Source organism: Microbacterium schleiferi, assembly GCF_020781975.1.
Taxonomy (GTDB): Bacteria; Actinomycetota; Actinomycetes; order Actinomycetales; family Microbacteriaceae; genus Microbacterium.
In genome coordinates, this window is record NZ_JAJGNI010000005.1 from 202,429 (window position 1) to 225,724 (window position 23,296).

Annotated in this window: 22 protein-coding genes and 2 tRNA genes; 16 read left to right on the top strand and 8 right to left on the bottom strand. The window is 66.0% G+C overall.

Annotated elements, in window-relative coordinates:
- Nucleotides 1–6 precede the first annotated feature (6 nt).
- Nucleotides 7–519, top strand: a complete 513-nt coding sequence (locus tag LL236_RS07930; protein WP_228178194.1) for an acyl-CoA thioesterase — start codon at nt 7–9, stop codon at nt 517–519.
- Between the two features lie 27 nt (nt 520–546).
- Here the strand turns inward: LL236_RS07930 and LL236_RS07935 are convergent, their stop codons facing one another.
- Entirely contained in the window at nt 547–1,458 is a 912-nt protein-coding gene (locus LL236_RS07935; RefSeq protein ID WP_228178195.1) for an acyl-CoA thioesterase, read from the bottom strand.
- Nucleotides 1,459–1,526: 68 nt separating this feature from the next.
- Between LL236_RS07935 and LL236_RS07940 the strand changes: the two genes are divergently transcribed.
- Together LL236_RS07940 and LL236_RS07945 are read left to right on the top strand one after the other, a co-directional pair.
- Nucleotides 1,527–2,192 (top strand): hypothetical protein, encoded by a 666-nt coding sequence (locus LL236_RS07940; protein ID WP_228178196.1) that lies wholly within the window; start codon nt 1,527–1,529, stop codon nt 2,190–2,192.
- Nucleotides 2,193–2,248: 56 nt separating this feature from the next.
- Nucleotides 2,249–3,814: an APC family permease gene (locus tag LL236_RS07945; RefSeq protein WP_228178197.1), complete on the top strand. Its 1,566-nt coding sequence runs from the start codon at nt 2,249–2,251 to the stop codon at nt 3,812–3,814.
- A 19-nt stretch (nt 3,815–3,833) separates the two neighbouring features.
- Here the strand turns inward: LL236_RS07945 and LL236_RS07950 are convergent, their stop codons facing one another.
- The 6 genes from LL236_RS07950 to pepN all read right to left on the bottom strand — a co-directional run bounded on the left by LL236_RS07950 (nt 3,834) and on the right by pepN (nt 11,486).
- Nucleotides 3,834–5,501, bottom strand: a complete 1,668-nt coding sequence (locus LL236_RS07950) for an FAD-binding dehydrogenase (RefSeq protein ID WP_228178198.1) — start codon at nt 5,499–5,501, stop codon at nt 3,834–3,836.
- 37 nt (nt 5,502–5,538) lie between these two features.
- Nucleotides 5,539–5,988: a globin gene (locus tag LL236_RS07955; protein WP_228178199.1), complete on the bottom strand. Its 450-nt coding sequence runs from the start codon at nt 5,986–5,988 to the stop codon at nt 5,539–5,541.
- Entirely contained in the window at nt 5,985–7,064 is a 1,080-nt protein-coding gene (locus tag LL236_RS07960) for a mechanosensitive ion channel family protein (protein WP_228178200.1), read from the bottom strand. Before LL236_RS07960 ends, LL236_RS07955 begins: the two co-directional genes overlap by 4 nt.
- A gap of 64 nt (nt 7,065–7,128) precedes the next feature.
- Nucleotides 7,129–7,932 carry an ABC transporter permease subunit gene (locus LL236_RS07965; RefSeq protein WP_228178201.1) on the bottom strand — a complete coding sequence of 268 codons (804 nt, stop codon included), beginning with the start codon at nt 7,930–7,932 and terminating at the stop codon, nt 7,129–7,131.
- Entirely contained in the window at nt 7,929–8,840 is a 912-nt protein-coding gene (locus LL236_RS07970) for an ABC transporter ATP-binding protein (RefSeq protein WP_228178202.1), read from the bottom strand. Before LL236_RS07970 ends, LL236_RS07965 begins: the two co-directional genes overlap by 4 nt.
- Nucleotides 8,841–8,942: 102 nt before the next feature.
- A complete protein-coding gene (pepN, locus tag LL236_RS07975; RefSeq protein WP_228178203.1) occupies nt 8,943–11,486 on the bottom strand; it encodes an aminopeptidase N in 2,544 nt (847 codons plus the stop codon).
- Nucleotides 11,487–11,674: 188 nt separating this feature from the next.
- On the opposite strand from pepN, the gene LL236_RS07980 reads away from it, so the two are divergent.
- From LL236_RS07980 to LL236_RS08010, 7 genes are read left to right on the top strand one after another with little or no spacing between them, the layout of a single operon-like run.
- Nucleotides 11,675–12,487 (top strand): BCCT family transporter, encoded by an 813-nt coding sequence (locus LL236_RS07980; RefSeq protein WP_228178204.1) that lies wholly within the window; start codon nt 11,675–11,677, stop codon nt 12,485–12,487.
- Entirely contained in the window at nt 12,438–13,412 is a 975-nt protein-coding gene (locus tag LL236_RS07985) for a BCCT family transporter (protein ID WP_414683127.1), read from the top strand. Before LL236_RS07980 ends, LL236_RS07985 begins: the two co-directional genes overlap by 50 nt.
- Before the next feature lie 26 nt (nt 13,413–13,438).
- Nucleotides 13,439–13,969, top strand: a complete 531-nt coding sequence (locus LL236_RS07990; RefSeq protein WP_228178206.1) for a ribose-5-phosphate isomerase — start codon at nt 13,439–13,441, stop codon at nt 13,967–13,969.
- The gene (locus LL236_RS07995; protein ID WP_228178207.1) at nt 13,969–14,967 is read left to right on the top strand and encodes an Fpg/Nei family DNA glycosylase; all 999 of its coding nucleotides are present in this window, start codon (nt 13,969–13,971) and stop codon (nt 14,965–14,967) included. Before LL236_RS07990 ends, LL236_RS07995 begins: the two co-directional genes overlap by 1 nt.
- 30 nt (nt 14,968–14,997) lie before the next feature.
- Entirely contained in the window at nt 14,998–15,627 is a 630-nt protein-coding gene (locus tag LL236_RS08000; protein WP_228178208.1) for an FMN-binding negative transcriptional regulator, read from the top strand.
- Entirely contained in the window at nt 15,624–17,120 is a 1,497-nt protein-coding gene (locus LL236_RS08005; protein WP_228178209.1) for an amidohydrolase, read from the top strand. The genes LL236_RS08000 and LL236_RS08005 overlap by 4 nt, the downstream gene beginning before the upstream one ends.
- 53 nt (nt 17,121–17,173) lie before the next feature.
- On the top strand, nt 17,174–17,713 hold the full coding sequence (locus LL236_RS08010) for a gamma carbonic anhydrase family protein (RefSeq protein WP_228178210.1): 540 nt from the start codon (nt 17,174–17,176) through the stop codon (nt 17,711–17,713).
- Between the two features lie 166 nt (nt 17,714–17,879).
- On the opposite strand, the gene LL236_RS08015 is transcribed toward LL236_RS08010, so the two are convergent.
- A tRNA-Gly gene (locus tag LL236_RS08015) sits at nt 17,880–17,953 on the bottom strand.
- 241 nt (nt 17,954–18,194) lie between these two features.
- On the opposite strand from LL236_RS08015, the gene LL236_RS08020 reads away from it, so the two are divergent.
- The 6 genes from LL236_RS08020 to LL236_RS08045 all read left to right on the top strand — a co-directional run bounded on the left by LL236_RS08020 (nt 18,195) and on the right by LL236_RS08045 (nt 23,292).
- A tRNA-Pro gene (locus LL236_RS08020) sits at nt 18,195–18,268 on the top strand.
- Between the two features lie 70 nt (nt 18,269–18,338).
- A complete protein-coding gene (gene tig / locus LL236_RS08025) occupies nt 18,339–19,769 on the top strand; it encodes a trigger factor (protein ID WP_228178211.1) in 1,431 nt (476 codons plus the stop codon).
- Nucleotides 19,770–19,904: 135 nt separating this feature from the next.
- The gene (locus tag LL236_RS08030) at nt 19,905–20,531 is read left to right on the top strand and encodes an ATP-dependent Clp protease proteolytic subunit (protein WP_228178240.1); all 627 of its coding nucleotides are present in this window, start codon (nt 19,905–19,907) and stop codon (nt 20,529–20,531) included.
- 34 nt (nt 20,532–20,565) lie between these two features.
- The gene (locus LL236_RS08035; protein ID WP_308017248.1) at nt 20,566–21,243 is read left to right on the top strand and encodes an ATP-dependent Clp protease proteolytic subunit; all 678 of its coding nucleotides are present in this window, start codon (nt 20,566–20,568) and stop codon (nt 21,241–21,243) included.
- A 145-nt stretch (nt 21,244–21,388) separates the two neighbouring features.
- Nucleotides 21,389–22,657 carry an ATP-dependent Clp protease ATP-binding subunit ClpX gene (clpX, locus tag LL236_RS08040; RefSeq protein ID WP_228178212.1) on the top strand — a complete coding sequence of 423 codons (1,269 nt, stop codon included), beginning with the start codon at nt 21,389–21,391 and terminating at the stop codon, nt 22,655–22,657.
- A gap of 56 nt (nt 22,658–22,713) precedes the next feature.
- A complete protein-coding gene (locus LL236_RS08045) occupies nt 22,714–23,292 on the top strand; it encodes a dihydrofolate reductase family protein (protein WP_228178213.1) in 579 nt (192 codons plus the stop codon).
- Nucleotides 23,293–23,296: the final 4 nt, after the last annotated feature.

The window sequence follows — 23,296 nt, forward strand, 5'->3', positions numbered from 1 at the left end:
CCGGCAATGAGCGAGACCGAAGCAAGTGTGCCCGGCGGGGCTCGGCTGCACCTACCGATCCACCTGCGGTGGGGCGACCTCGACGCATTCAATCACGTCAACAACACCTCGATGCTCAAGCTCCTCGAAGAGGCGCGGGTTCGCGCGTTCTGGCGGCCCGGCGCCGGCGAGAGTGCACCGCCAACGGCCGTCATGGACTCGAGTCTGCACGCCGGCGTCCTGACGCTCATTGCTCGCCAGGAGATCGAGTACCTGCTCCCTGTTCCCTACCAGCGGCATCCGTTGGACGTCCAGCTCTGGTTCGGCAGGCTCGGCGGTTCCAGCATCGACGTGTGCTACGAGGTCTGCAGCCCCCTGGAGACCGCCGGCGCGGACGGCCAGCAGATCTACGCGCGTGCAACGACGGTTGTTGTGAAGGTGGATGCCGAAACCGGCAGGCCCGTCCGTCTGAGCGAGGTCGAACAGGAAGCCTGGGCACCCTACGTCGGTGAACCATTGCGATACGGACACCGCCGCTGAGCGGGCTCAGACCAGACGCTAAGCAGGTCAGTCGCGGTCGTGCGGCAGGCGGATCGTGATCTCCTGCGCGACGCTCGCCACCAGTATTCCTTCCGAGGAATAGATTCTGCCGGTAGCGAGACCCCGGCCTCCACGGGCACTGGGTGATTCCTGAACGTAGAGCAACCACTCGTCGACCCGCGCGAACCGGTGCCACCACATGGCGTGGTCGAGGCTCGCAACCTTGAGTCCCGGGGTTGACCAGGCGACGCCGTGAGCGCGCAGCACCGACTCCTGGATCGTCATGTCGCTCAGGTAAGCGAGCGCGGCGCGATGCAGGTCGGGGTCGTCGGGCAGCGATCGGCGCGTACGAAGCCACACCGCCTGGTGAGGGACGTGCTCGCCTTCCACGTGAAGATAGATGGGGCCGGGAACATGGCGCACATCGAGCGGCCGGTCGGTGAACATGCGCTTGCTCATGGGATGTAGACCGACCAGGTGATCCTCGAGGTCGGGGAGCTCGTCCGCGTGAGGGATGCCGCTCGGCATCGGCTCCGCGTGTTCCACGCCAGGGCCCTCATCCTGGAATGAGGCGATCATCGAGAAGATCGGCACGCCATCCTGGTACGCCTGCGTTCGGCGGGTCGAGAATGATCGCCCGTCGTGGATCCGATCCACCGCGAAAGTGATTCCCGCAGAGGAGTCTCCCGGTCGCAGGAAGTACCCGTGCATCGAGTGGACGGTTCGTCCGGGCGGCAGCGTGTGCGATGCCGCCACGATGGACTGGGACAGCACCTGGCCGCCGTACACACGTCCGAGCGGCATCGACTGGGAGACGCCGGTGAAGATGTCCTCCGTCGTCCGGGCACCGCTGAAGGAAAGCGTGAGAACGGCAAGGAGCGAAGCTACCGGATCGGCTTCGACGACCTCCCTGGGGGTGTTCGTGGCGCCGTCGGTCATCGGTTCTCCCGTAGCTTGCTGGTATCGCCGCGGCCGCGGCAGCTGTTCCGCTTGGTAGTTTAGGTCGGATGTCGACGCCCCTGAATCTCGCCGATCCCGAGACCGCCGTGGACGCGCAGACCTTTGCCTCTCGCGCAGCGCGCGTCGGAGACGGCGCCGTGCGGTTACGGGCAAGCGGCGGCATCCTCGTCATGTCCTGCGCACCCATTGCGCCACGCGGCATCCTGGATACCGCGCCGACCATTCTGGGTGTTCGCGCTCTCGCCGCCGACCCGGAACTCGTATGCGACCTGGTCGTCGACGGCGCTTCTCTGCGGGCGCACGGCGTCACACTCGAATTGCCCGACGCGGGCGTGCGCGCGGCCTGGGCCGGTATCTCCCCGCCGGTGTCGGGCTGGACGGTGACCGGTGAGATCGCCTCGACCGACCTGGCCGCGGCTGCCCACCGCGGCATGGAGGAGGTCGCGACGTCGGTCCCCACGAATGCGGGTGAGGATGTGGTGCGTCAGATCCGTGCAGCGGTGTGGGGAGCGCCGGATGCAGGCCTCGGCGGACTACCGCGCGGCGTCGGATTCGTCGCCCAGGTGCTTGGCTTTCTCGGGCCAGACGTCGAGAGTGTGTCGATGCGCGAAACCGGTGCATGGGTGCGGTTGTCTCTTCGCCGCGGGCACGTTCTGGTGCGCAGATCCGGGATGAACCCGCGCGGGCCGCAGGCCGGGGGCCTCCTCGGCTGAGGGCCGGCCGAAGCATATGCTTGACCGCGAATTCGCCGTGCCCCTACGGTGACGGAATGGCGACTGCACCGATTACCTTCACGGCACCCGAGGGCAAGGGGTTGGCAGCCGGCACGCTGGGCTTGTGGGGATCGACCGTCGTCGGGTTGGCATCGACGGCGCCGGTGTACTCGCTGGTTGCAACGCTCGGGTTCATCGTCATCGCGGTGGGTGCGCAGGCGCCGATAATCTTCGTCCTGGCGTTCGTGCCGATGCTCTTCATCGCCTACGCGTACCGGGAACTCAACCGTGAGATTCCCGACTGCGGGACCACGTTCACCTGGGGAACGAAAGCCTTCGGTCCGTGGGTGGGATGGATGGGCGGCTGGGGAGTCGCCGTGGCCGGCATGGTCGTGCTGGCAAACCTCGCGCAGATCAGCGGGATCTATCTCTGGGCGCTTGTCGACGGCATCGTCGGAAGCCCCCAGGACGCTCTCCTTGCCGACAATGCGCTGCTGGTCACCGCGACGGGCGTCGTCTTCATCGTCGCGATGACGTGGGTCAGCTGGCGCGGTGTCGAGATCGGCGAGAGGGTTCAGAACATCCTGCTCGGCCTGCAGTATCTCGCACTCGCGATCTTCATCGTCGCGGCCCTCTGGCACTTCTTCTCAGGCAGCGCACCCGATCCGACTCCGTTCGAGTGGTCCTGGCTGAGCCCGTTCGCGATCGGCGACTGGAGCGGCTTCGTGCAGGCAATCCTGCTCGCCCTGTTCATCTACTGGGGCTGGGACACGACGCTGGCGCTCAATGAAGAGACGAAGGATCCCCGGCGAATCCCCGGACGCGCCGCACTGCTCACGACAGTCATCCTGCTGTTCACCTACGTTGCGGTGACGATCGCGGCGATGATGTATGCCGGGCTCGGCGATGGACCGACGGGCCTTGGCAACGAAGCCAACGCCGACGACTTCTTCATCGCCATCAAAGACGGCCTTCTCGGTCCGCTCGGGTGGGTGCTGGTCGTCGCGGTCATGGTGTCTGCGATCTCGTCGACGCAGACGACGATCCTCCCGACAGCGCGCGGCACCCTCGCAATGGCCGCCTACCGCGCTCTCCCCAGGAGGTTTGCGACGGTGCATCCGCGCTTCAAGACGCCATCGTTCTCGACCCTCGTCATGGGGATCGTCGCGGTCGTGTACTACGTCGGGATGACGCTGATCAGCGACAGCATCCTGCAGGACTCGATCCTCTCGCTCGGGCTCGCTATCGCGTTCTACTACGGAATCACGGGCTATGCGTGCGTCTGGTACTTCCGTCGCGAGCTGTTCACCTCACGGCGGAACTTCTTCTACAAGTTCCTGTTCCCGTTGCTCGGTGCGCTGATGCTGACCTACGCATTCGTCCAGTCGGCCATCGACATGTACAACGTCGACTACGGCTATACGGTGCTCTTCGGTGTCGGCGGCACGTTCGTTCTCGGCGTCGGCGCACTCGCTTTCGGCGTGTTGCTGATGTTCCTGTGGTTCCTCTTCCCGCGCGCGAAGTCGTTCTTCCGCGGCGAGAGCCTCAACCGCGACACGCCGGTCATGGTCCGCGACGAACCGTCAGCATACGGTCGCTCGGTTGACGGCGGACTGACCTGACGCTGGACGCAGCAATCGGTCACACGGTCGCAGCCGCGCCTCGCCCGGCTGCCCGACCGGAGAACAGGCATCCTCCGACGAAGGTCCCTTCGAGCGCGCGATAACCGTGCACGCCTCCGCCGCCGAACCCGCTGGCCTCGCCTGCGGCGAACAAGCCCGCGATCGGCTCGCCGCTGGGTCCGAGAACCCGCCCGGAGAGGTCGGTCTCGATGCCGCCGAGCGACTTGCGCGTCAACACGTGCAGCTTGACAGCGATCAGAGGTCCTGCAGCGGGGTCGGTGATGCGATGCGGGGCAGCCGTGCGGACGAGCCTGTCACCGCGGTAGGCGCGAGCCGAGCGCAGCATCGCGACCTGGGCGTCTTTGGTGAAGTCGTTGTCCATCTCGCGGTCTCGCGCCTCGACCTCGAAACGCACCCGGTCGGCATCCAGGGCTTCGCCGCCAGGCAGGGCCCGCATGCCCTCGATGAGGCTGTCGAGGTCGTCGCGGATGACGAAGTCGGCGCCATGGTCGAGGAAGGCTTGGACGGGACCGGCAGCGCCCTTTCCGAGCCGCGATCGCAGGAGCAGTCGCACATCCTTGCCGGTGAGGTCGGGGTTTTGTTCGCTGCCCGAGAGCGTGAACTCCTTCTCGACGATCCGCTGTGAGAGCACGAACCAGGAATGGTCGTGGCCGGTGGCTCGAAGGTGCGCGAGGGTGCCGAGCGTGTCGAACCCGGGGAACAGCGGAACGGGGAGGCGCGCGCCGGTTGCATCGAGCCAGATCGAGGACGGGCCCGGCAGGATCCGGATGCCGTGCAGCGGCCAGATCGGGTCCCAGTTCTGGATGCCCTCGACGTAATGCCACATGCGGTCGCGGTTGATGAGGTTCGCCCCCGCGGTCTCCGTGACTTCGAGCATCGATCCGTCGACGTACGCGGGTACGCCTGCCACCATGTCGGCGGGAGCTGCTCCCAGTCTCTCGGGCCACCACTGGCGCACGAGGTCGTGGTTGCCGCCGATTCCTCCGGATGCGACGACCGTTGCGCCAGCCTCGATCTCGAAGGTGCCGACGACGTCCCGCGACGTTGCCACACCACGGGCGGCGCTGGAGGGCGCCAGCACGTCGCCGGCAGCTCCTGTCACGGCGCCGTTTCGCAGCGTGAGGGAGGTCACGCGGTGGCGGGGGAGCACCGTGAGTGTTCCGGCACGCTCGGCATCCTCGAGTGCAGCCTGGAAGGGTGCGACAAGACCCGGGCCGGTTCCCCACGTGATGTGAAAGCGGGGCACGGAATTGCCGGGACCGCCGGCGGTGTAGCCGCCGCGCTCTGCCCAGCCGACGACCGGGAAGAATCCCACGCCGCGTTCGCGCAGCCAGCTGCGCTTCTCACCTGCGGCGAACTCGAGGTAGGCCTCGGCCCAGCGGCGTGGCCAGGCGTCCTCTGCCCGATCAAAACCCGCTGTGCCGAACCAGTCCTGTCGTGCCAGTTCGATGCTGTCCCGAATGCCCATCCGCCGCTGCTCGGGCGAGTCGACGAAGAACAGCCCACCGAAAGACCACCACGCCTGCCCACCGACGTTGGTGCGTGGCTCCTGGTCGATGATCGTGACACGCTTGCCCGCCGCGACTGCCTCTGCGGCGGCGACGAGTCCAGCCAGCCCCCAGCCGATCACGAGGACGTCGGTTCGGTGAACGGATGCTTCGGTCATGCGACTCCCTTGTCGTGGAATACCGTCGTCGTGTGTGTCAGTTCTCGGAGGTCAGCGGGATGTCTGCGCGACCGCCAGCCCCGGGCCCGATCTCGGTTCGTTCGAACGTGTTCACCATGGCATGCGCGGCACGACTCAGGTAGTCCCAGAGGGTTTCTTCGTGCAGGGGCGACAATCCGACCTCGTCGACGGCGGCGCGCATGTGTGCGAGCCATCGGTCGCGTGCGTCAGGATTCACCGGAAAGGGTGCGTGCCGCATCCGAAGGCGGGGATGACCCCGCTGCTGGCTGTAGGTCGTCGGTCCGCCCCAATACTGTTCGAGGAACATCAAGAGGCGCTCCTTCGCCGGCCCGAGGTCCTCTTCGGGGTACATGGGCCGCAGCACCGGGTCACCGGCGACCCCGCGGTAGAAGCCATCGACGATGCGCACGAACGTCTCATGTCCGCCGACTGCCTCATAGAACGACTGCTGCTCGGGCGTGCTCACTGCTCTGCTTCCCCGGATGCCTCGGAGTCGGCATCCGTTTTCTTACTCGTTCGCTTGGCTCGCCACACGGGCCGATCCGGAACCCCGGGCTGCGCGATGGGGGTGGGTTTGGTCCGGGGCGGGTTGGCGCCACGCACCCTGCCGGCCGTCTCGAGACCGGACAGCATGATGGAGTTCATCTGCGGCAGGGTGAGTCCGAGCCCATCGATCGCGCGCTTGAGTCTCATGCGCAGTTCGCGCGCGACGTCGTCCTTCGCCCCTGCCCGTGTCTTGATCACGATCCGGATGACCAACGCGTCGCCCGAGACCGACTCCAGCCCCCACACTTCGGGATCCTCGATGATGCGGCTGCGCCACTTCGGCTCCTGTGCGAGAGCGCGCGCGGCATCCAGCATCGCTTGTTCGACCTCGTCGACATCGGCATTCACCGGTACGGCGAGGTCGATGATTGCGCGCGACCATCCCTGTGACATGTTGCCGATGCGGGTGATTTCGCCATTGCGCACGAACCACAGCGTGCCGTTGACGTCGCGAACCTGGGTGATGCGGACACTCACGTATTCGACGACGCCGGTGGCAAGCCCCAGGTCAGCGACGTCACCGATGCCGATCTGGTCTTCGGCGACGATGAAGATCCCGTTGAGCACGTCTTTGACGATGTTCTGTGCGCCGAAACCGAGGCCGGCCCCGATGGCCGCGCTCAGCAACGTGAACGAGCCCATCACCTGAGGTCCCGCGAGGATCAGGATGATCAGCAGAATCGCGACGATCACGACGGTGACGTTCACGATGTTCTGCAGGATCGACCCGAGGGTGCGGGTCCGCTGCACGACGCGAACGGATGCCAACGGCGACCGTTCGAGCGCCTGCGTGTCGTCGACGCGAGCGCGGGATTTGGCGCCTTCGACCACCCGACGAACGACCCGACGGATGATCAGTCGCAGCACCCAGACGACCACCACGGCGCTCACGAGGACGATCGCGACCTGCAGGAGCGTGCCGCCGATCTCGCCGAGTATGGCGAGGAAGCTCTCCCACGGGGTCGCGGGTGCCGGGGCGGTCTCGAACTGGCGCATCACGAGAATCCTAGGACTCTCGTCTCAGCGTTGTCGCCGGGTTCGGACCGCCCCGGTTCATCGCTCACGCGTCGCGGCTGCGCAGCAGCACCCACCCGCCGATCAACGGGAGGATCGCCCAGCCGATGAGCGTGAGAAGGGGTGCGACGACGTCGGTGGCTCCAACGGCCGTGAGCGTCGAAGCTGCGGTCATCGGCAGGTAGGCGCCGAGATCCACGAGCCACTGCCAGCTCTCGCCAGCGAGCGAGAACAACTGGAAGACGATGGGAAGAACGAACAGGATGCCGACGGTGATCGCGATGGCGCCGGCGCCGTTTCGCACGATGAACCCGACGCCGAGTCCCAACAGTGTGAACGAGACCATCGAGAGCACCCCGTAGGAGAGCGGAATGATCGAGTCCGCTGGCGTTCCCCAGTCGATGCCCGTGGCCAGCAATGGCGCGGTGGCTGCGATCGCCACGGCGTAGGTGACGGCTGTGGCCAGGGCCATGATCACTCCGATGACCACGGCCTTGGCGATCAGCACGGCTCCGCGGCGGGGCTCCGCGGTAAGCGTCGAACGGATCATGCCGGTCGAGTATTCGCCGGTGATCACGATCGCACCGAGGATGCCGGCTACGAGCATCGTGAACTGTGTCGGCGACAGGATCGCCGAGATGGGAGGCAGTGGGTTCGGAAAGTCCCGGGAGCTCGCTGCAATGAGGCACGAGATCGCCAGGGAGAGAACGAGAGCGATCCCGAGCGACCACCACGTGGAGCGCAGGGTTGTCACTTTGATCGCCTCGCTGCGCAGCAAGTTCGCACCGTTGAGGCGGTGCGTGCCGGCGTGTTCGACCGTTCGAGTGGGGGTGGCAGTGGCGGTGGTCATGCGATCTCCTTCGTCCGGTACTCGACGGCCTCGCCGGTGAGAGCAAGGTAGGCATCCTCGAGAGAACCGGCATGGGGCGTGAGTTCGTGCAGCGGGATGCCGCGAGCCGCGGCAAGATCGCCGATGCGTGCAGCTGTCAGCCCCGTGATCGTCGCAAGCTCCGGTTCGTTCGAGGTCACGGTGACCTCCGATCCTTCTATTTCGCTGATGAGCTCGGTCAGCCGAGGCGATCGCACTGTCACGGCTGTGCTCGTCCATTCCTGAACGAGGTCGGGCAGATCACCCTCGGCGAGAACCTTGCCGCGTCCGAGCACGACGATGCGGTCTGCTGTCTGTGCCATCTCGCTCATGAGATGACTCGACAAAAGCACCGTACGTCCCTCACCCGCGACATAACGCACGAACTGCCGTACCCACCGCACGCCCTCGGGATCCAGACCGTTCACCGGCTCGTCCAAGATCAACGTGTGCGGGTCACCGAGCAGTGCGGTTGCGATCCCCAGACGTTGTCCCATACCGAGCGAGAAGGTGCCGGCGCGGCGACCGGCCACAGAGGCGATACCGGTCAGTTCGATGACTTCGTCGACCCTGGCCCGACCGAAACCGTGGGTTGCAGCGATCGCGCGCAGGTGGTTACGGGCGGACCGCCCCGTGTGAACAGCTTTCGCGTCGAGGAGAACGCCCACTTCCGTCAGAGGCGCCCGCATCGACTGGTACCGCGCGCCGTTCACGGTCACGCGACCAGCGGTCGGACGGTCAAGGCCCACGATCATCCGCATCGTGGTGGATTTGCCCGCCCCGTTCGGGCCGAGGAACCCGGTGACCTTCCCCGGCGGCACGGTGAAGGAGACATTGTCTACGGCGAGTTTGTCTCCGTAGCGTTTCGTGAGCTGCTCTGCAACGATCATGCCTCCACGCTACGGAGGTCACCGCCGAGAAACATCCATCGCAAGGCGGACACGAGCGCGGGGGAAGTACTACCGAAGTGGTGCTTCCCCCGCGTTGATACGTCAGAGCGCGTCGCGCTCCTGGACCGCAAGGGCGCGTTCCACGCCGGCGAGGTTTTCTGCCACAAGCCGGCGCAGCGCCGCTGGCGCTTCCCCGTTGGCGGAGAGCCACGCGCGTGTCGCGTCGCGGAGCTTCGCGTTTGCCAGCGGCGCGGGGTACAGGCCCAGCACGAGGTACTCGGCGATCTTGTACGTGCGCGACTCCCAGACGGGAAGCAACATCGCGAAGTACTGGTCCACGAACTCGTCGAGCAGCAGCACACCGGCGGGGTGCGTGAAGCCGAGACCTGCGGCGCGTACGAGCGTGTTGGGCAGGCGATCCGAGTCGACAAGCGATGACCACGCCGCGTTCTTCGCCTCCGGCGTCGGCAGCGCAGCCTTGGCCTGCGCGGCGAACTCAGCGCCCTTGGCGGTGTTGTCGCTAGCCAGCGCCTCGTCGATGACGCCCTCGGTGATCACTCCGCCCGCGGCGAGCGACACGAGCAGCTGCCACGACAGATCAGTGTCGATCGTGAGCCCATCGAGGGTGATCTCTCCGGCGCGCAGGGCGCGCACCGTCTCCCAGTGCTCGGGGGTTGCAGCCGCGCTCGCGAACGCGGTGACGAACTGCAACTGGCTGTCGCTGCCGGCATCCGCTGCCTGCGCGAGCGCCCACAGCCCATCTGCGACCTTGTGACGCGACGCGTCGCGCTTGTCGGGGGTCACGTACGAGTTGGCCGCCAGCTGCAGCTGCGCGAGAGTCGTTCGCACCGTGGTCGATTCGGTCTCGGAGGCGATGTTGCCGAGGACCAGGTCGATGTAGTCGGACGCCGAGGCTTCGGCATCCCGCGTCTGATCCCACGCGGCACCCCACACCAGTGACCGGGCAAGCGGGTCGGAGATCTTCGAGAGATGGTCGATCGCCGTCTGCAGCGACCGCTCGTCGAGGCGGATCTTCGCGTACGCGAGGTCGTGGTCGTTCAGGAGAACCAGGTCGGGGCGGGTCAGGCCGACGAGCTCGGGAACATCGGTGAGGTCTCCGTCGACATCCAGCTCCGTGAAGTGGGTGCGGACGAGTTCACCGTTCTGCAGGTCGTAGAAGCCGACGCCGAGGCGGTGGGGCCGGATCGTCGGGTAGTCCGACGGGGCCGTCTGGACGATCTTGAACGCCGAGATCGTGCCGTCTGCACCCTCGACGATGGCGGGGGAGAGGGTGTTGACGCCGGCGGTCTCGAGCCACTTCTTCGACCACTCGGTCAGCTCGCGTCCACTGGTCGTCTCGAGCTCGGTCAGCAGGTCGCGAAGCTCCGTGTTGCCGTACTCGTGCTTGCGGAAGTACGCCCCGACACCGGCGAAGAACTCGTCGATGCCGACCCAGGCTGCCAGCTGCTTGAGCACCGACCCGCCCTTCGCGTAGGTGATGCCGTCGAAGTTCACCTGAACGTCTTCGAGGTCGCGGATCTCGGCGACGACGGGGTGGGTGGAGGGGAGCTGGTCCTGGCGGTAGGCCCAGGTCTTCTCCATCGCATTGAACGTCGTCCAGGCCTCGGTCCACTCGGTGGCCTCGGCCGTCGCAATCGTCGAAGCCCACTCGGCGAACGACTCGTTGAGCCAGAGATCGTTCCACCACTTCATGGTGACGAGGTCACCGAACCACATGTGGGCAAGCTCGTGGAGGATCGTGACGACGCGGCGCTCCTTGACGGCATCCGTCACCTTGCTGCGGAAGACGTACACCTCGGTGAAGGTGACTGCTCCCGCATTCTCCATGGCTCCGGCGTTGAACTCCGGGACGAACAATTGGTCATACTTCGCGAACGGGTACGGGTAGTCGAACTTGTCCTCGTAGTAGGCGAAGCCCTGGCGGGTCTTCTCGAAGATGTAGTCGGCGTCGAGGTACTGCCACAGGCTCTTGCGCGCGAAGATGCCAAGCGGGATGACGCGACCCGAGGCGCTGGTCAACTCGGAGAACGTCGACTCATAGGGGCCGGCGATCAGTGCCGTGATGTAGGACGAGATCCGCGGCGTCGGCTCGAACTCCCACGTTGCGACGCCCTCGCCGCTGGGTACGGGCTCGGGGGTCGGGGAGTTGGAGATCACCTTCCACGACGCGGGAGCGGTCACGGTGAACTGGAACGTCGCCTTCAGGTCGGGCTGCTCGAACACGGCGAAGACGCGACGCGAGTCGGGCACCTCGAACTGGGTGTAGAGGTAGACCTCGCCGTCGACGGGGTCGACGAACCGGTGCAGGCCTTCGCCGGTGTTCGTGTATTCGCAGTCGGCGACGACGACGAGTTCGTTCTCGAGCGCGAGTTCGTCGAGCGCAATCCGGGAGTCGGTGAACGCCGAGGCCGGGATGCTGCGTCCGTTGAGCGTGACGGAGTGGACGCGTCGGGCGATCAGGTCGATGAAGGTCGACGCGCCCTCGGTGGCGGTGAAGCGCACGGTGGAGGTCGACCGGAACACCTCCGGGCCGGTGGTCAGATCCAGCTCGACCTCATAAGACTGCGTGTCGAGGACGCCGCGACGCTCCTGCGCTTCGATGCGGGTGAGGTTTTCTCCAGGCACTTTCGGATGCTCCCAAGTGTGTGAGGGGTTCATGGATGCCGCGAAACGGCCTCGCGCATTGTGGGCGCGACAACCCCCAAGCCTACGCCGCGACCTCCTCGCAGCCGCGCGACCAGCGCAGGAGGCGGTATAGCGTTGAGCCGACGTTTACCTGACGAGTGAGTGCACACGGAATCAGGGAGACCTCGATGGCGCGGACCAATGACGGTGCGGGGACGAACGGACCTGTCAAGCGAGTGCTCCGCGAGGTCAACACCCCAGAGCTCGAGCGCGGCATCCATCCGGCGCTGATCCCCGGCATCGGTGTTGAACAGACGGGGCGCCGATCCTCAACGAATGTGACGGTCTTTCTCACGGCGGGCGTCTTCGTCGCAGCGGTGATCATCTGGGCGATCGTGTCGCCGGCAAGTCTACAGTTCGTCGGCAGCACCGCGCTCGGCTGGGTGACGACGAACTTCGGCTGGCTGTTTTCGACGCTCGCCGTTCTCGTCCTGGGCTTCATGCTCGTGATCGGCTATGGCCGCACAGGCGGGGTGCGCCTCGGTGCTGACGACGAGAAACCCGAGTTCTCGACGATCTCGTGGATTGCCATGCTCTTCTCGGCCGGAATGGGGATCGGACTGCTGTTCTATGGTCCGCTGGAACCGTTGTCATTCTTCGTCGACCCACCGCATGGTTTCACCGTCGAGCCGGGCACGACTGATGCCATGGAGACAGCCCTCGCGCAGACACTGTTCCACTGGGGCCCGCTGGCGTGGGGGTTCTACGCTCTCGTCGGCGCCGCTATCGCCTACGGCGCGTACCGGCGTGGTCGCGCGCCGCTCATCTCCGGGATTTTCGAGCCCCTGTTCGGCCGCCGGGTGGACGGCTGGGCTGGTGGCGTGATCGACATCTTCGCGATCATCGTCACGCTCTTCGGTGCTGATCGTCACCTTGCTGCCGTCGGGCCTGGTGACCTTCTTCAGCGACCTCGGCATCATGATGTCGCGCAACTCCTTTGAAGGTGAGGATGCCGCATCCTTCATGGCGTCCTGGACTACCTACTACTGGGCATGGTGGATCTCGTGGTCGCCCTTCGTGGGGATCTTCATCGCGAAAATCTCGCGCGGCAGGACGCTGCGCGAGTTCGTCACCGTCGTCATCCTCATTCCCTCGGCCGTCTGCTTCGTGTGGTTCACGACCCTCGGCGGAACGGCGATGTGGATGGAGCAAGAGGGAGTCGGGCTCAGCGAGCTCGCCCAACCCGAGGACGTGCTGTTCGGAGTGCTCGGGGAACTGCCACTGGGTGCCCTGACCTCGGTGGTCGCGATCATCTCGATCGTCGTCTACTTCGTCACCTCTGCCGATTCCGCCTCGATCGTCATGGGGTCGATGAGTCAGCGCGGGAAGCCGGAGCCATCCTCGTGGGTGACCATCACCTGGGGTGTGCTGCTTGGTGGGGTCGCTGCGGCGCTCTTGGTGGTCGGCGGTGCGACAGCGCTGCAGGGGCTGCAGTCCATCATGATCGTGACCGCCTTGCCATTCGCGCTCGTGATCATCGGAATCATGATCGCGTGGGCGAAGGAACTGCGCACAGACCCGTACGTGCTCCGCCGGAAGTTCGCTCGTGCAGCGATCGCGCAGGGGGTCCGGCAGGGCATCGCCGAACACGGCGATGACTTCGTGTTCGACGCCACCGAGGTCGGCTCGGGCGAGGGTGCGGGAGCGTGGCTTGATTCGACGGATCCCGAGCTCACCGAGTGGTACACGACAGCGACGCAGGAGATCGACGTGGTCGATGCTGACGACGTTGCACGCACCCTCGAGCCGGGCCGCATCCAGCCGAAGGGGCCTGACCGTCCCGACCACGAGGCATCCGGCGACGCGTCCCTCGTGACACGCGAGCGGCGGCCGAAACCCGCTGAGGACGACACCCCGCAGACGTGACGTCAGTCGCTTCTAGGATGGGAACCATGCGCATCCACATCGCCACCGACCACGCCGGTATGGAGTTCTCCACGCAGCTCCAGCACCACCTCGCCGAGCAGGGTCACGAGGTCATCGACCACGGCCCTATCGAGTACGACGCCGTCGATGACTACCCGTCGTTCTGCATCCGTGCCGCCCTCGGCGTCGTCGCCGATCAGAGTGCGGGCATCGAGGCTCTCGGCATCGTGTTCGGTGGCTCAGGCAACGGTGAGCAGATCGCTGCGAACAAGGTGCGCGGCATCCGCGCAGCCCTCGTCTGGAGCATTGCGACTGCCGAGCTCGCCCGGCAGCACAACGATGCGAACGTCATCGCGATCGGAGCGCGCCAGCACTCCTTCAGCGAGGTCGTGACCTTCATCGACCGGTTCATAGAGACGCCCTTCTCGAACGAGGAACGTCACGTGCGTCGCATCGGCCAGATCGCCGCGTACGAGGCTGACGGGTCGCTCCTGCCCGACCCGCGGGATGTCGCGAACACCGCCGCGACCGACTCGTTCGACCCGGAAGCTGGTTGATGCCCGAGGGTCATTCCGTTCACCGGATCGCTCGGCAGTTCGCTCGCAACTTCGTCGGTCGCGCTGTGCAGGCATCCAGCCCGCAGGGTCGCTTTGCCGACGGGGCCGCAGCGCTCGCAGGCCGGGAAATGCTCGAGGCGCGTGCGGTCGGCAAGCAGATGTTCCTGCGCTTCGATGGTGACCTGTGGCTGCGTGTGCACCTCGGCATGTACGGTGCGTGGGACTTCGCCGGCGTGATCGACGCCGATCCCACCATCGCCTCCGCGAACGGGCGGATGGGACAGACCAACCAGCGCGGCACGGTGATCGACGAGCCGATCATGGATGCCGCGGGCGAGAACTCGCTCACCTCGATCGGCGCGCCCCGGCGCGCGCGCGGTCACGTGCGGATGTCGGAGCAGACGACCGGGCTGCCCGATGAGGAGGGTCAGTGGCCGCCCCCAGTGGTCGGCCAAGTTCGTCTGAGGCTGCTCACCGACGAGACCTGCGCCGATCTGCGGGGACCCACAGCCTGCGAGCTGCAGACGCCGGACGAGGTCGCCGCATCGCTCGCCAAGCTCGGACCGGATCCGCTCGTGGACGACCTCGCCGAGGGTGAGGAGCTGTTCACCGCGCGCGTGCGACGCGCCCCGACGCCCATCGGGCTGCTGCTGATGGACCAGTCGGTCGTCAGCGGAATCGGAAATGTCTATAGAGCTGAACTCCTGTTCCGGGTTCGGCTGAACCCTCATACCCCGGGGCGCGACGTGCCCGAAGAGACGGTGCGAGCACTCTGGCGCGATTGGACCCGGCTGCTCGCCATCGGCGTTGAGACCGGCCAAATGATGACAATGGATGACCTCGATCCTGACGCCTATCGTCGCGCCATGGCCCACCGCGACGACCGTCACTGGGTCTACCACCGCGCCGGGTTGCCCTGCCGGGTCTGTGGCACTGCGATCGTGGTCGAAGAGGCCGCGTCGCGGAAGCTGTACTGGTGCCCCAGGTGTCAGGCGTGAGCCTGGATCCGACCACCTTAGGCTGAATGCATGCGGCAGAATCCGAGCTTCGCCATGACCGACGTTGGCGAGTTGCGACGGATCGTTGAGCAGAATCCGTGGGCGACCCTGGTCAGTTCGACGGATGACGGTCTCGTCGCCTCCCACTACGCGGTGCTCCTGGATGACACTCGTGACGATCTCACCGTCGTCGGTCACGTCGGCAAGCCCGACGACCTGATCCACGACCTCGGGGCTCGCGAGTTGCTGATCATCGTCCAAGGTCCGCACGGCTACATCTCGCCCGGCTGGTACGGCGACCGGCCGAGCGTGCCGACCTGGAACTTCGTGACAGTGCACCTGCGGGGAGTGCCGGAACTGCTGTCGACCGACGAGAATCTACGGGTGCTCGACCGTCTGGTTGCGCGTTTCGAGACCCCGATGCCCGAGCCTCGGATGCTGTGGGAGCGTCCGAACGATGCTGATTTCGTCGAGCGACTCGAGCGCGGCACCGTCGGCTTTCGCCTCACACCGACGTCGGTGGCAGCCAAGCGCAAGCTCAGCCAGAACCGGCCCGTCGAGCTCGTCGATCACATCATCCGTGAGCTCGAGAACGACGGCCCGCATCACAATCCGCCGCTTGCCGCAGAGATGCGCCGCGCGAATGACGCTCGCGCATGAGTGCCGTAGGCGCGACAGTGTCGACCATCGTCGACGCACGGATCACGGGGCCGGGGAGCGAACTTCTGCCGGTCGAGGGCGCGTATGACGTGTTCATCGAGGGTGGCCGCGTCACGGATCTTGCTCCTACGGGCGCTGTTCGTCCGGTCGGTGAGGTGCTGCAGGCCGGAGGTGCGTGGCTGATCCCGGGCCTGTGGGACCACCACGTGCACACGGTGTCAGCTGCCCTCACTCGACAGCGTGAGCCGCTCGGTGGTGCCGGATCAGCGCACCATGCCGCACACATCATGTCGAGCGCCAGGCTGCTCGGTCGTGGCATCCGGGTCGGCGCTGGCTTTCGGGATGCTTTCTGGCCCGATGAACCGACGCTCGAGATGCTGGATGCGGCCACGGGCACCATTCCTACCTACCTGATCAACGCGGACCTGCACAGCGTGTGGCTGAACTCCGCTGCCGTCGCTCGTGAGCAGATCACGCCCCCGGATGCGTCGGGGATGCTGCGCGAGGAGCCGGCGTTCGAGATCACGCGTCGGCTGGCTGCCGCAAGCCCCGACGACGCCGACGAGGCTGTCGCCGACCTCGCCCGGCATGCTGCGGCGCGCGGCGTTGTCGGAATCATCGATCTCGACATGGCCTGGAATGCGGATTCCTGGTCTCGCCGTGTCGCGGCTGGCTTCGATTCCTTGCGCGTCGAGTTCGGCACCTACCCCTCGCAGCTGAGCCGGCTCATCGAGACGGGGTGGCAGAGCGGCGAGCGCCTCAGCGAGCTGATCACGGTCGGCCCGCTGAAGGTCATCACCGACGGGTCGCTCGGAACCCGGACCGCCGCGTGCTCGCATCCGTATCCGGGTGACCCGCACAATCATGGGGTCCTGACCATCCCGCCCGCCGACCTTGTCGCGCTCATGACGGATGCCACGGCTCACGGCTTCTCCTGCGCCATCCATGCGATCGGCGACCTGGCGAACACCCACGCGCTCGACGCCTTCGCGGCAACCGGCGCGACAGGAACGATCGAGCACGCGCAGTTGGTTGCTGCCGTCGACATCCCCCGCTTTGCGCGGTTGGGTGTCGGGGCGAGCGTCCAACCCGAGCATGCCCTCGATGACCGGGATCTCTCCGACACCATCTGGTCTGCCCAGATCGCGCGTCCCTATCCCTTCCGGGAACTGGTGGACGCCGGCGCGAATCTGCTCTTCGGGTCCGACGCCCCAGTGGCGCCGCTCGACCCGTGGGCGGCGATGGCATCGGCGATCTATCGCACCCGCGACGGACGTCCACCGTGGCAGGTCGAGCAGGCCATCGACGCCCGCGTCGCACTGGCCGCGTCGACACACGGGGGATCCGCCGCCCCGGGTCGCATCGAACCGGGGACTGTTGCGGACCTGGTCCTGTGCGCCCAAGACCCGCTGACAGCATCCGAGTCGGATCTTCGCACGATGCCGGTGCGAGCTACCCTGCTCGGTGGCCGCGTGACACACCTCGAGGACTGAATCCCTCGTACTGCGGCTGGCCGGGCCGAGTAGCGCTGATCTACTGTCGGAGCATGACCTCAGATTCCGCATCCGTTCTTTCCGTCGCCGGGCTGAGTCCCGAAGTCGACGAGTCCGCGTTTCTCGCCGCCGGTGCGCGCGTGATCGGTGATGTTCGACTCGGGCCCGAGTCCAGCGTCTGGTACAACGCGGTGCTGCGCGGCGACAGCGCCTCGATCACGGTTGGCGCCGGCTCGAATCTGCAAGACAACGTTTCGGTCCATGTGGATGCCGGCAGCCCGGTGGTCATCGGCGAGAACGTCTCGGTCGGACACAACGCCGTGGTCCACGGCTGCACGGTCGAAGACGGATGCCTCATAGGTATGGGATCCGTGATCCTCTCCGGCGCCGTGATCGGCGCTGGATCGCTCGTCGCCGGGGGAGCGCTCGTTCTCGGCGGCACGATCATCCCACCCGGATCGATGGTCGCCGGCGTCCCCGCGAAGGTGCGGCGTGAACTGACGGACGAGGAGAAGCTCGGCATCCTGCGTAACGCCGAGGTCTACCGTGTCGGTGTCCTCGCGCATCGCGAGGCCCGGGACGCGGGGGAGTAAGACTGCCGTTAGCTGGAGGGGGCGACGGGAATCGTCCCCACCGCCACTCCACACGCCGCTGCGCGGCGCGCGGAGCCTCCGGCGGCGTGGGCCCACCCTGCGGGTTCGCTTCCCGCAGAACGCACGATCGCTCTCCCGCACGGCCTGCGGCCGCACGTGAGAGCGATGGAGGGGGCGACGGGAATCGAACCCGCACAACCAGTTTGGAAGACTGGGACTCTACCATTGAGCTACGCCCCCGCAGCGGCCGGAGCCGCAGCATCCGACAGTCTATAGGGCACCGCGACCCGTCCTCGCATCCGCGGCCCAACCGGGCCTCGTGAAGGTAGGTGAAATCGCCTGGGTAGGACGGATGCCGGGCCGATCGTCCTTCCTTAGGAAGAAGTCCTACGGCGGCGAGAAGGTCGGCCCCCGCAACGTCGGTCCGCGCGTCAGCTAGACTTCTGTGGGCCGTCTGTCGCACAGCGCGTGAGATCCCGCCCGGGGCGTAGCTCAGCTTGGTAGAGCGCCCGCTTTGGGAGCGGGAAGTCGCAGGTTCAAATCCTGTCGCCCCGACGTCACGGCCTTACACCCAGACCTTCCACCGCGCTTCGGTGCGGTGCAGCACGAGGAGAACAACACAGGCATGGTCACCAGCACTGTCGAGAAGCTCAGCCCCACCCGCGTCAAGCTGCTGCTCTCGATCACCCCCGACGAACTCAAGCCGAGCATCGCGCACGCTTACGAGCACATCGCGAAGGATGTCCAGATCCCCGGCTTCCGCAAGGGCAAGGTGCCTGCGCCGATCATCGATCAGCGCATCGGTCGGGGTGCCGTTCTCGAGCATGCCGTCAACGACGGACTCGACCGCTTCTACCGCGAGGCGGTAGAAGCTCAGGAGCTCCGCGTTATCGGTCGCCCGAGCGCCGACATCACCGAGTGGCCGAACGAGAAGGACTTCTCGGGCGACCTGAAGGTCGAGATCGAGGTGGACGTTCGCCCCGAGGTCACGCTCCCCGCGCTTGACAGTCTCACTGTCGAGATCGAGGCAGTCGAGGTCGACGAGGCCGCGGTGGATGCCGAACTCGACAAGCTGCGCGCGCGCTTCGGCACGCTCATCACCGTCGACCGCCCCGCCACTTCCGGTGACTTCGTCGAGCTGGATCTCGTCGCCACCATCGAGGGCGCCGAGATCGACCGCGCCGAAGGCGTGTCCTACGAGGTCGGCTCCGGTGAACTGCTCGAGGGCATCGACGAGGCAATCGAATCCCTCACCGCAGGTGAAGACACGACGTTCCGTTCGAAGCTCGTCGGTGGAGATCACGCCGGTGAAGAGGCTGAAGTTGCGGTCACCGTCACCAGCGTGAAGGAGCGCGAACTGCCCGAGGCAGACGACGACTTCGCGCAGATCGCGAGCGAGTTCGACACGATCGCGGAGCTCCGCGAAAGCCTGCGCACCACCGCATCGCAGCAGTCGGGCCTGCAGCAGACCTCTGCCGCCCGCGACAAGCTCGTCGACCTCCTCCTCGAGCAGGTCGAGATCCCCGTGCCGGCCGGACTCATCGAAGACGAGGTGCACCAGCACCTCGAGGGTGAGGGACGTCTGGAGGATGACGAGCACCGCGCCGAGGTGACCGAGGCGTCCGAGAAGCAGTTCCGTACGCAGATGATCCTCGACAAGCTCACCGAAACCTACGACGTCAAGGTGTCGCAGGATGAGCTGACGCAGTACCTGATCCAGTCGGCTGCCCAGTACGGCATGTCGCCGCAGGACTTCGTCAATGCGATCCAGCAGGGCAACCAGCTTCCCGCGATGGTCGGTGAAGTCGCTCGTAGCAAGGCGCTCGTTCACGCCCTGCGTGATGTGAAGATCGTCGACACGACCGGAGCCGCCGTAGACCTGTCGGCGCACCTCATCCTCGGTGAGGACGAGGCAGAGGCCGAAGAAGAGGTCGTCGAAGAAGCGCAGGGCATTGCAGATGCCGCCGCCGACGCCGACGAGATCATCGAGGCCGAAGAGAAGCCGGCTCCCAAGAAGCGCGCGCCGCGCAAGTCGACGAAGGCCGACGCCGAGTAAGACCACTGAGCGGATGCCTCGACCACATCGGTCGAGGCATCCGTCGTTTCTTGGGGTAGCGCGTGCGCGCCCCGCGCAGCACGATCTGCCCACGGCGAACACGAGCGGGTCGCGCGAACCCCGCCGGTAGATTCGATCTCACGCAACGAAACGGGAGCACACATGGCTGAACCACTGGTCGCGACGAGCGTCTTCGACAGGCTGCTGAGAGACCGCATCATCTGGCTGGGATCAGAGGTGCGCGACGAGAACGCCAACGAGATCTGCGCGAAGATCCTGCTGCTGGCCGCCGAGGACTCGCAGAAGGACATCTACCTCTACATCAACTCTCCCGGTGGCTCGATCACGGCGGGTATGGCGATCTACGACACGATGCAGTTCGTCCCCAACGACATCGTCACCGTCGGTATCGGAATGGCCGCATCGATGGGCCAGCTGCTGCTGACAAGCGGCACAAAGGGCAAGCGTTACATCACCCCCAATGCCCGCGTGCTCCTGCACCAGCCGCACGGTGGCTTCGGTGGCACGGCGAGCGACATCCAGACGCAGGCGCAGCTCATCACATCGATGAAGAACCGCCTCGCTGAGATCACCGCCGCGCAAACCGGCAAGTCGGTCGAGCAGATCAACGAGGACGGTGACCGCGACCGCTGGTTCACCGCCGAGGAGGCGCTGGCCTACGGCTTCGTCGATCACATCCGCGAGCACGCTGCCGACGTCAGTGGCGGTGGCGGCACCGACACCTCACCCGCGGCGCAGTGATCGACGCAGCGACGGCAGAAGAGAGAGAATCCGCATGAACACCCCGAACCTTCGCCTCCCGCAGGCCTCGCCCTCGACGATGCAGATGCCCGGTAGTCGCTATGTCCTCCCGCAGTTCGAGGAGCGCACCGCCTACGGCTACAAGCGTCAGGACCCCTACAACAAGCTCTTCGAGGACCGCGTCATCTTCCTGGGTGTCCAGGTGGACGACGCCTCGGCAGACGACGTCATGGCGCAGCTGCTGGTGCTCGAGTCGCAGGATCCCGACCGCGACATCATCATGTACATCAACTCGCCCGGCGGCTCGTTCACGGCGATGACCGCGATCTACGACACGATGCAGTACGTGTCCCCGCAGATCCAGACCGTGGTGCTGGGCCAGGCAGCCTCGGCTGCAGCGGTGCTGTTGGCGGCGGGGGCTCCCGGTAAGCGTCTCGCACTGCCCAACGCCCGCATCCTGATCCACCAACCCGCGATGGGCGAGGCAGGACACGGTCAGGCGTCGGACATCGAGATCCAGGCGGCGGAGATCCTGCGGATGCGCACGTGGCTCGAGGAGACCCTTGCGAAGCACTCGCACCGCAGTGCCGACGAGGTCAACCGTGACATCGACCGTGACAAGATCCTCTCTGCGGAAGAGGCAGTGACCTACGGTCTGGTCGACCAGGTGCTCACGACGCGTAAGCGCGTGCCCGCGACCCCCGCGAAGTAAGACCAGAAACCAGGCCCCGGCATCCCTCGCACGACATGGATGCCGGGGCCTGGCGCTGTCGGCACGAGCGGCGAGCAATCCCACCGGATGTCGCTGGGCTCGGTTAGGCTCGGACCACAGCCGCCCGGAACGAGGAGGACCCCTGATGGCACGCATCGGTGAGAGCGCTGATCTGTTCAAGTGCTCTTTCTGCGGTAAGAGCCAAAAGCAGGTGCAGCAACTCATCGCCGGGCCCGGCGTGTACATCTGCGACGAGTGCGTCGAGCTCTGCAACGAGATCATCGAAGAGCGGATGGCCGAGTCCGGTGACGGCGCCGTCGCCGATTTCGATCTTCCGAAGCCCCGGGAGATCTTCGCGTTCCTCGAAGAGTACGTCGTAGGCCAGGAGCCGGCGAAACGTGCCCTGTCGGTGGCGGTCTACAACCACTACAAGCGCGTGCGCGCGCATTCGACGCTGCAGCCTGCCGAGCAGCGCGCCGAAGACATCGAAATCGCCAAGAGCAACATCCTACTTCTCGGACCCACGGGATGCGGAAAGACCTACCTCGCCCAGACGCTCGCCAAGCGGCTGAACGTGCCCTTCGCTGTCGCCGACGCGACGGCTCTGACCGAGGCCGGGTACGTCGGCGAGGACGTCGAGAACATCCTGCTGAAGCTCCTGCAGGCAGCAGACTTCGACACGAAACGCGCTGAGACCGGCATCATCTATATCGACGAGGTCGACAAGATCGCCCGTAAGGCCGAGAATCCGTCGATCACGCGGGATGTGTCTGGTGAGGGCGTGCAGCAGGCTCTCCTGAAGATCCTCGAGGGCACGGTGGCTTCCGTCCCGCCGCAGGGTGGGCGCAAACACCCGCATCAGGAGTTCATCCAGATCGACACGACGAACGTGTTGTTCATCGTGGCCGGCGCCTTCGCCGGATTGGAAGACATCATCTCGTCGCGCGTCGGCAAGCATGGTGTGGGATTCGGGGCGCCGCTTCATAACAAGGGCGACGACCTCAGCCTGTTCAGCGAGGTTCAGCCCGAGGACCTGCACAAGTTCGGCCTGATCCCCGAGTTCATCGGGCGCCTTCCCGTTGTCGCATCCGTGTCGCCGCTTGACCGCGAGGCCCTCATCGAGATCCTCACGGCGCCGAAGAACGCGCTGGTCAAGCAATACCAGCGGATGTTCGAGATCGACGGTGTCAGCCTGGAGTTCGACGACGAGGCGCTCGTTGCCATCGCCGATCTCGCGGTGGCGCGCAAGACCGGCGCCCGCGGCCTGCGCGCGATTCTCGAAGATGTGCTGGGGCCGATCATGTTCGAGATCCCGTCGGCCGAGAACGTCGACAAGGTCGTCGTGACGCGAGCCGCCGTCGAAGACGGCGCTGCGCCGACGCTCGTACTGCGCCAGGCTCGCAAGTCCGCGTGAGCGGGCGTCACGTCCTGCCCGTGAAGGATGTCGGGGCCACCGAGTAGCGTCGCGGCGTGACGCGATTCATCTATGACACCGCGACCAGCTTCACCGGCTGGATCGCTGACTCCGACCATTCCTTGCAGTGGCTCTTTGACGTGCCAGGCGGCACCGAGCCAGATCCTGAGCTCCTGCCACCCACAGACGCGCTGATCGTCGAGGGGTCGTCGACCTACGAGTGGATACTGCGCGAGTCTGATCTCGTAGATCACCCCGAGAAGTGGCACGAGCTCTTCGGCACCCGCCGCACGTTCGTCTTCACCTCGAGGAACCTGCCCGTACCGGAGGGTGCGGATGTGACGTTCGTCTCGGGGCCGGTGACGGGCGTGTTGAGCGAGATTCGTGACGCCGCGGGGGAGTCGGACGTGTGGATCGTCGGCGGCGGAGAGCTTGCCGCGCAGTTCTACGACGCTGGAGCGCTCGACGAGATCGCCCTATCGATCGCACCTGTCGCACTGACCAGCGGCGCGCCCCTGTTTCCGCGTCGGGTTGAGTCGGACCGGCTCCGCCTGGTCGAAGCGCGCCAGGTCGGTCAGTTCGCGCGGCTGCGGTTTGTTGTCGACGCGCCCCGCGTAGGCCCGGCTGGAGACTGAGGGC

Excerpts from the sequence above, each read along its gene's own strand:
- LL236_RS08005 (WP_228178209.1), top strand. The coding sequence starts at position 15,624 with ATGAGTGCCGTAGGCGCGACAGTGTCGACCATCGTCGACGCACGGATC.
- LL236_RS07930 (WP_228178194.1), top strand. The coding sequence starts at position 7 with ATGAGCGAGACCGAAGCAAGTGTGCCCGGCGGGGCTCGGCTGCACCTA.
- LL236_RS07995 (WP_228178207.1), top strand. The coding sequence starts at position 13,969 with ATGCCCGAGGGTCATTCCGTTCACCGGATCGCTCGGCAGTTCGCTCGC.
- LL236_RS08010 (WP_228178210.1), top strand. The coding sequence starts at position 17,174 with ATGACCTCAGATTCCGCATCCGTTCTTTCCGTCGCCGGGCTGAGTCCC.
- LL236_RS07935 (WP_228178195.1), bottom strand. The coding sequence starts at position 1,458 with ATGACCGACGGCGCCACGAACACCCCCAGGGAGGTCGTCGAAGCCGAT.
- LL236_RS08000 (WP_228178208.1), top strand. The coding sequence starts at position 14,998 with ATGCGGCAGAATCCGAGCTTCGCCATGACCGACGTTGGCGAGTTGCGA.
- clpX (WP_228178212.1), top strand. The coding sequence starts at position 21,389 with ATGGCACGCATCGGTGAGAGCGCTGATCTGTTCAAGTGCTCTTTCTGC.
- LL236_RS07965 (WP_228178201.1), bottom strand. The coding sequence starts at position 7,932 with ATGACCACCGCCACTGCCACCCCCACTCGAACGGTCGAACACGCCGGC.
- LL236_RS07980 (WP_228178204.1), top strand. The coding sequence starts at position 11,675 with ATGGCGCGGACCAATGACGGTGCGGGGACGAACGGACCTGTCAAGCGA.
- LL236_RS07990 (WP_228178206.1), top strand. The coding sequence starts at position 13,439 with ATGCGCATCCACATCGCCACCGACCACGCCGGTATGGAGTTCTCCACG.
- LL236_RS07940 (WP_228178196.1), top strand. The coding sequence starts at position 1,527 with ATGTCGACGCCCCTGAATCTCGCCGATCCCGAGACCGCCGTGGACGCG.
- LL236_RS07960 (WP_228178200.1), bottom strand. The coding sequence starts at position 7,064 with ATGCGCCAGTTCGAGACCGCCCCGGCACCCGCGACCCCGTGGGAGAGC.
- tig (WP_228178211.1), top strand. The coding sequence starts at position 18,339 with ATGGTCACCAGCACTGTCGAGAAGCTCAGCCCCACCCGCGTCAAGCTG.
- LL236_RS07945 (WP_228178197.1), top strand. The coding sequence starts at position 2,249 with ATGGCGACTGCACCGATTACCTTCACGGCACCCGAGGGCAAGGGGTTG.
- LL236_RS08035 (WP_308017248.1), top strand. The coding sequence starts at position 20,566 with ATGAACACCCCGAACCTTCGCCTCCCGCAGGCCTCGCCCTCGACGATG.
- LL236_RS07950 (WP_228178198.1), bottom strand. The coding sequence starts at position 5,501 with ATGACCGAAGCATCCGTTCACCGAACCGACGTCCTCGTGATCGGCTGG.
- LL236_RS07970 (WP_228178202.1), bottom strand. The coding sequence starts at position 8,840 with ATGATCGTTGCAGAGCAGCTCACGAAACGCTACGGAGACAAACTCGCC.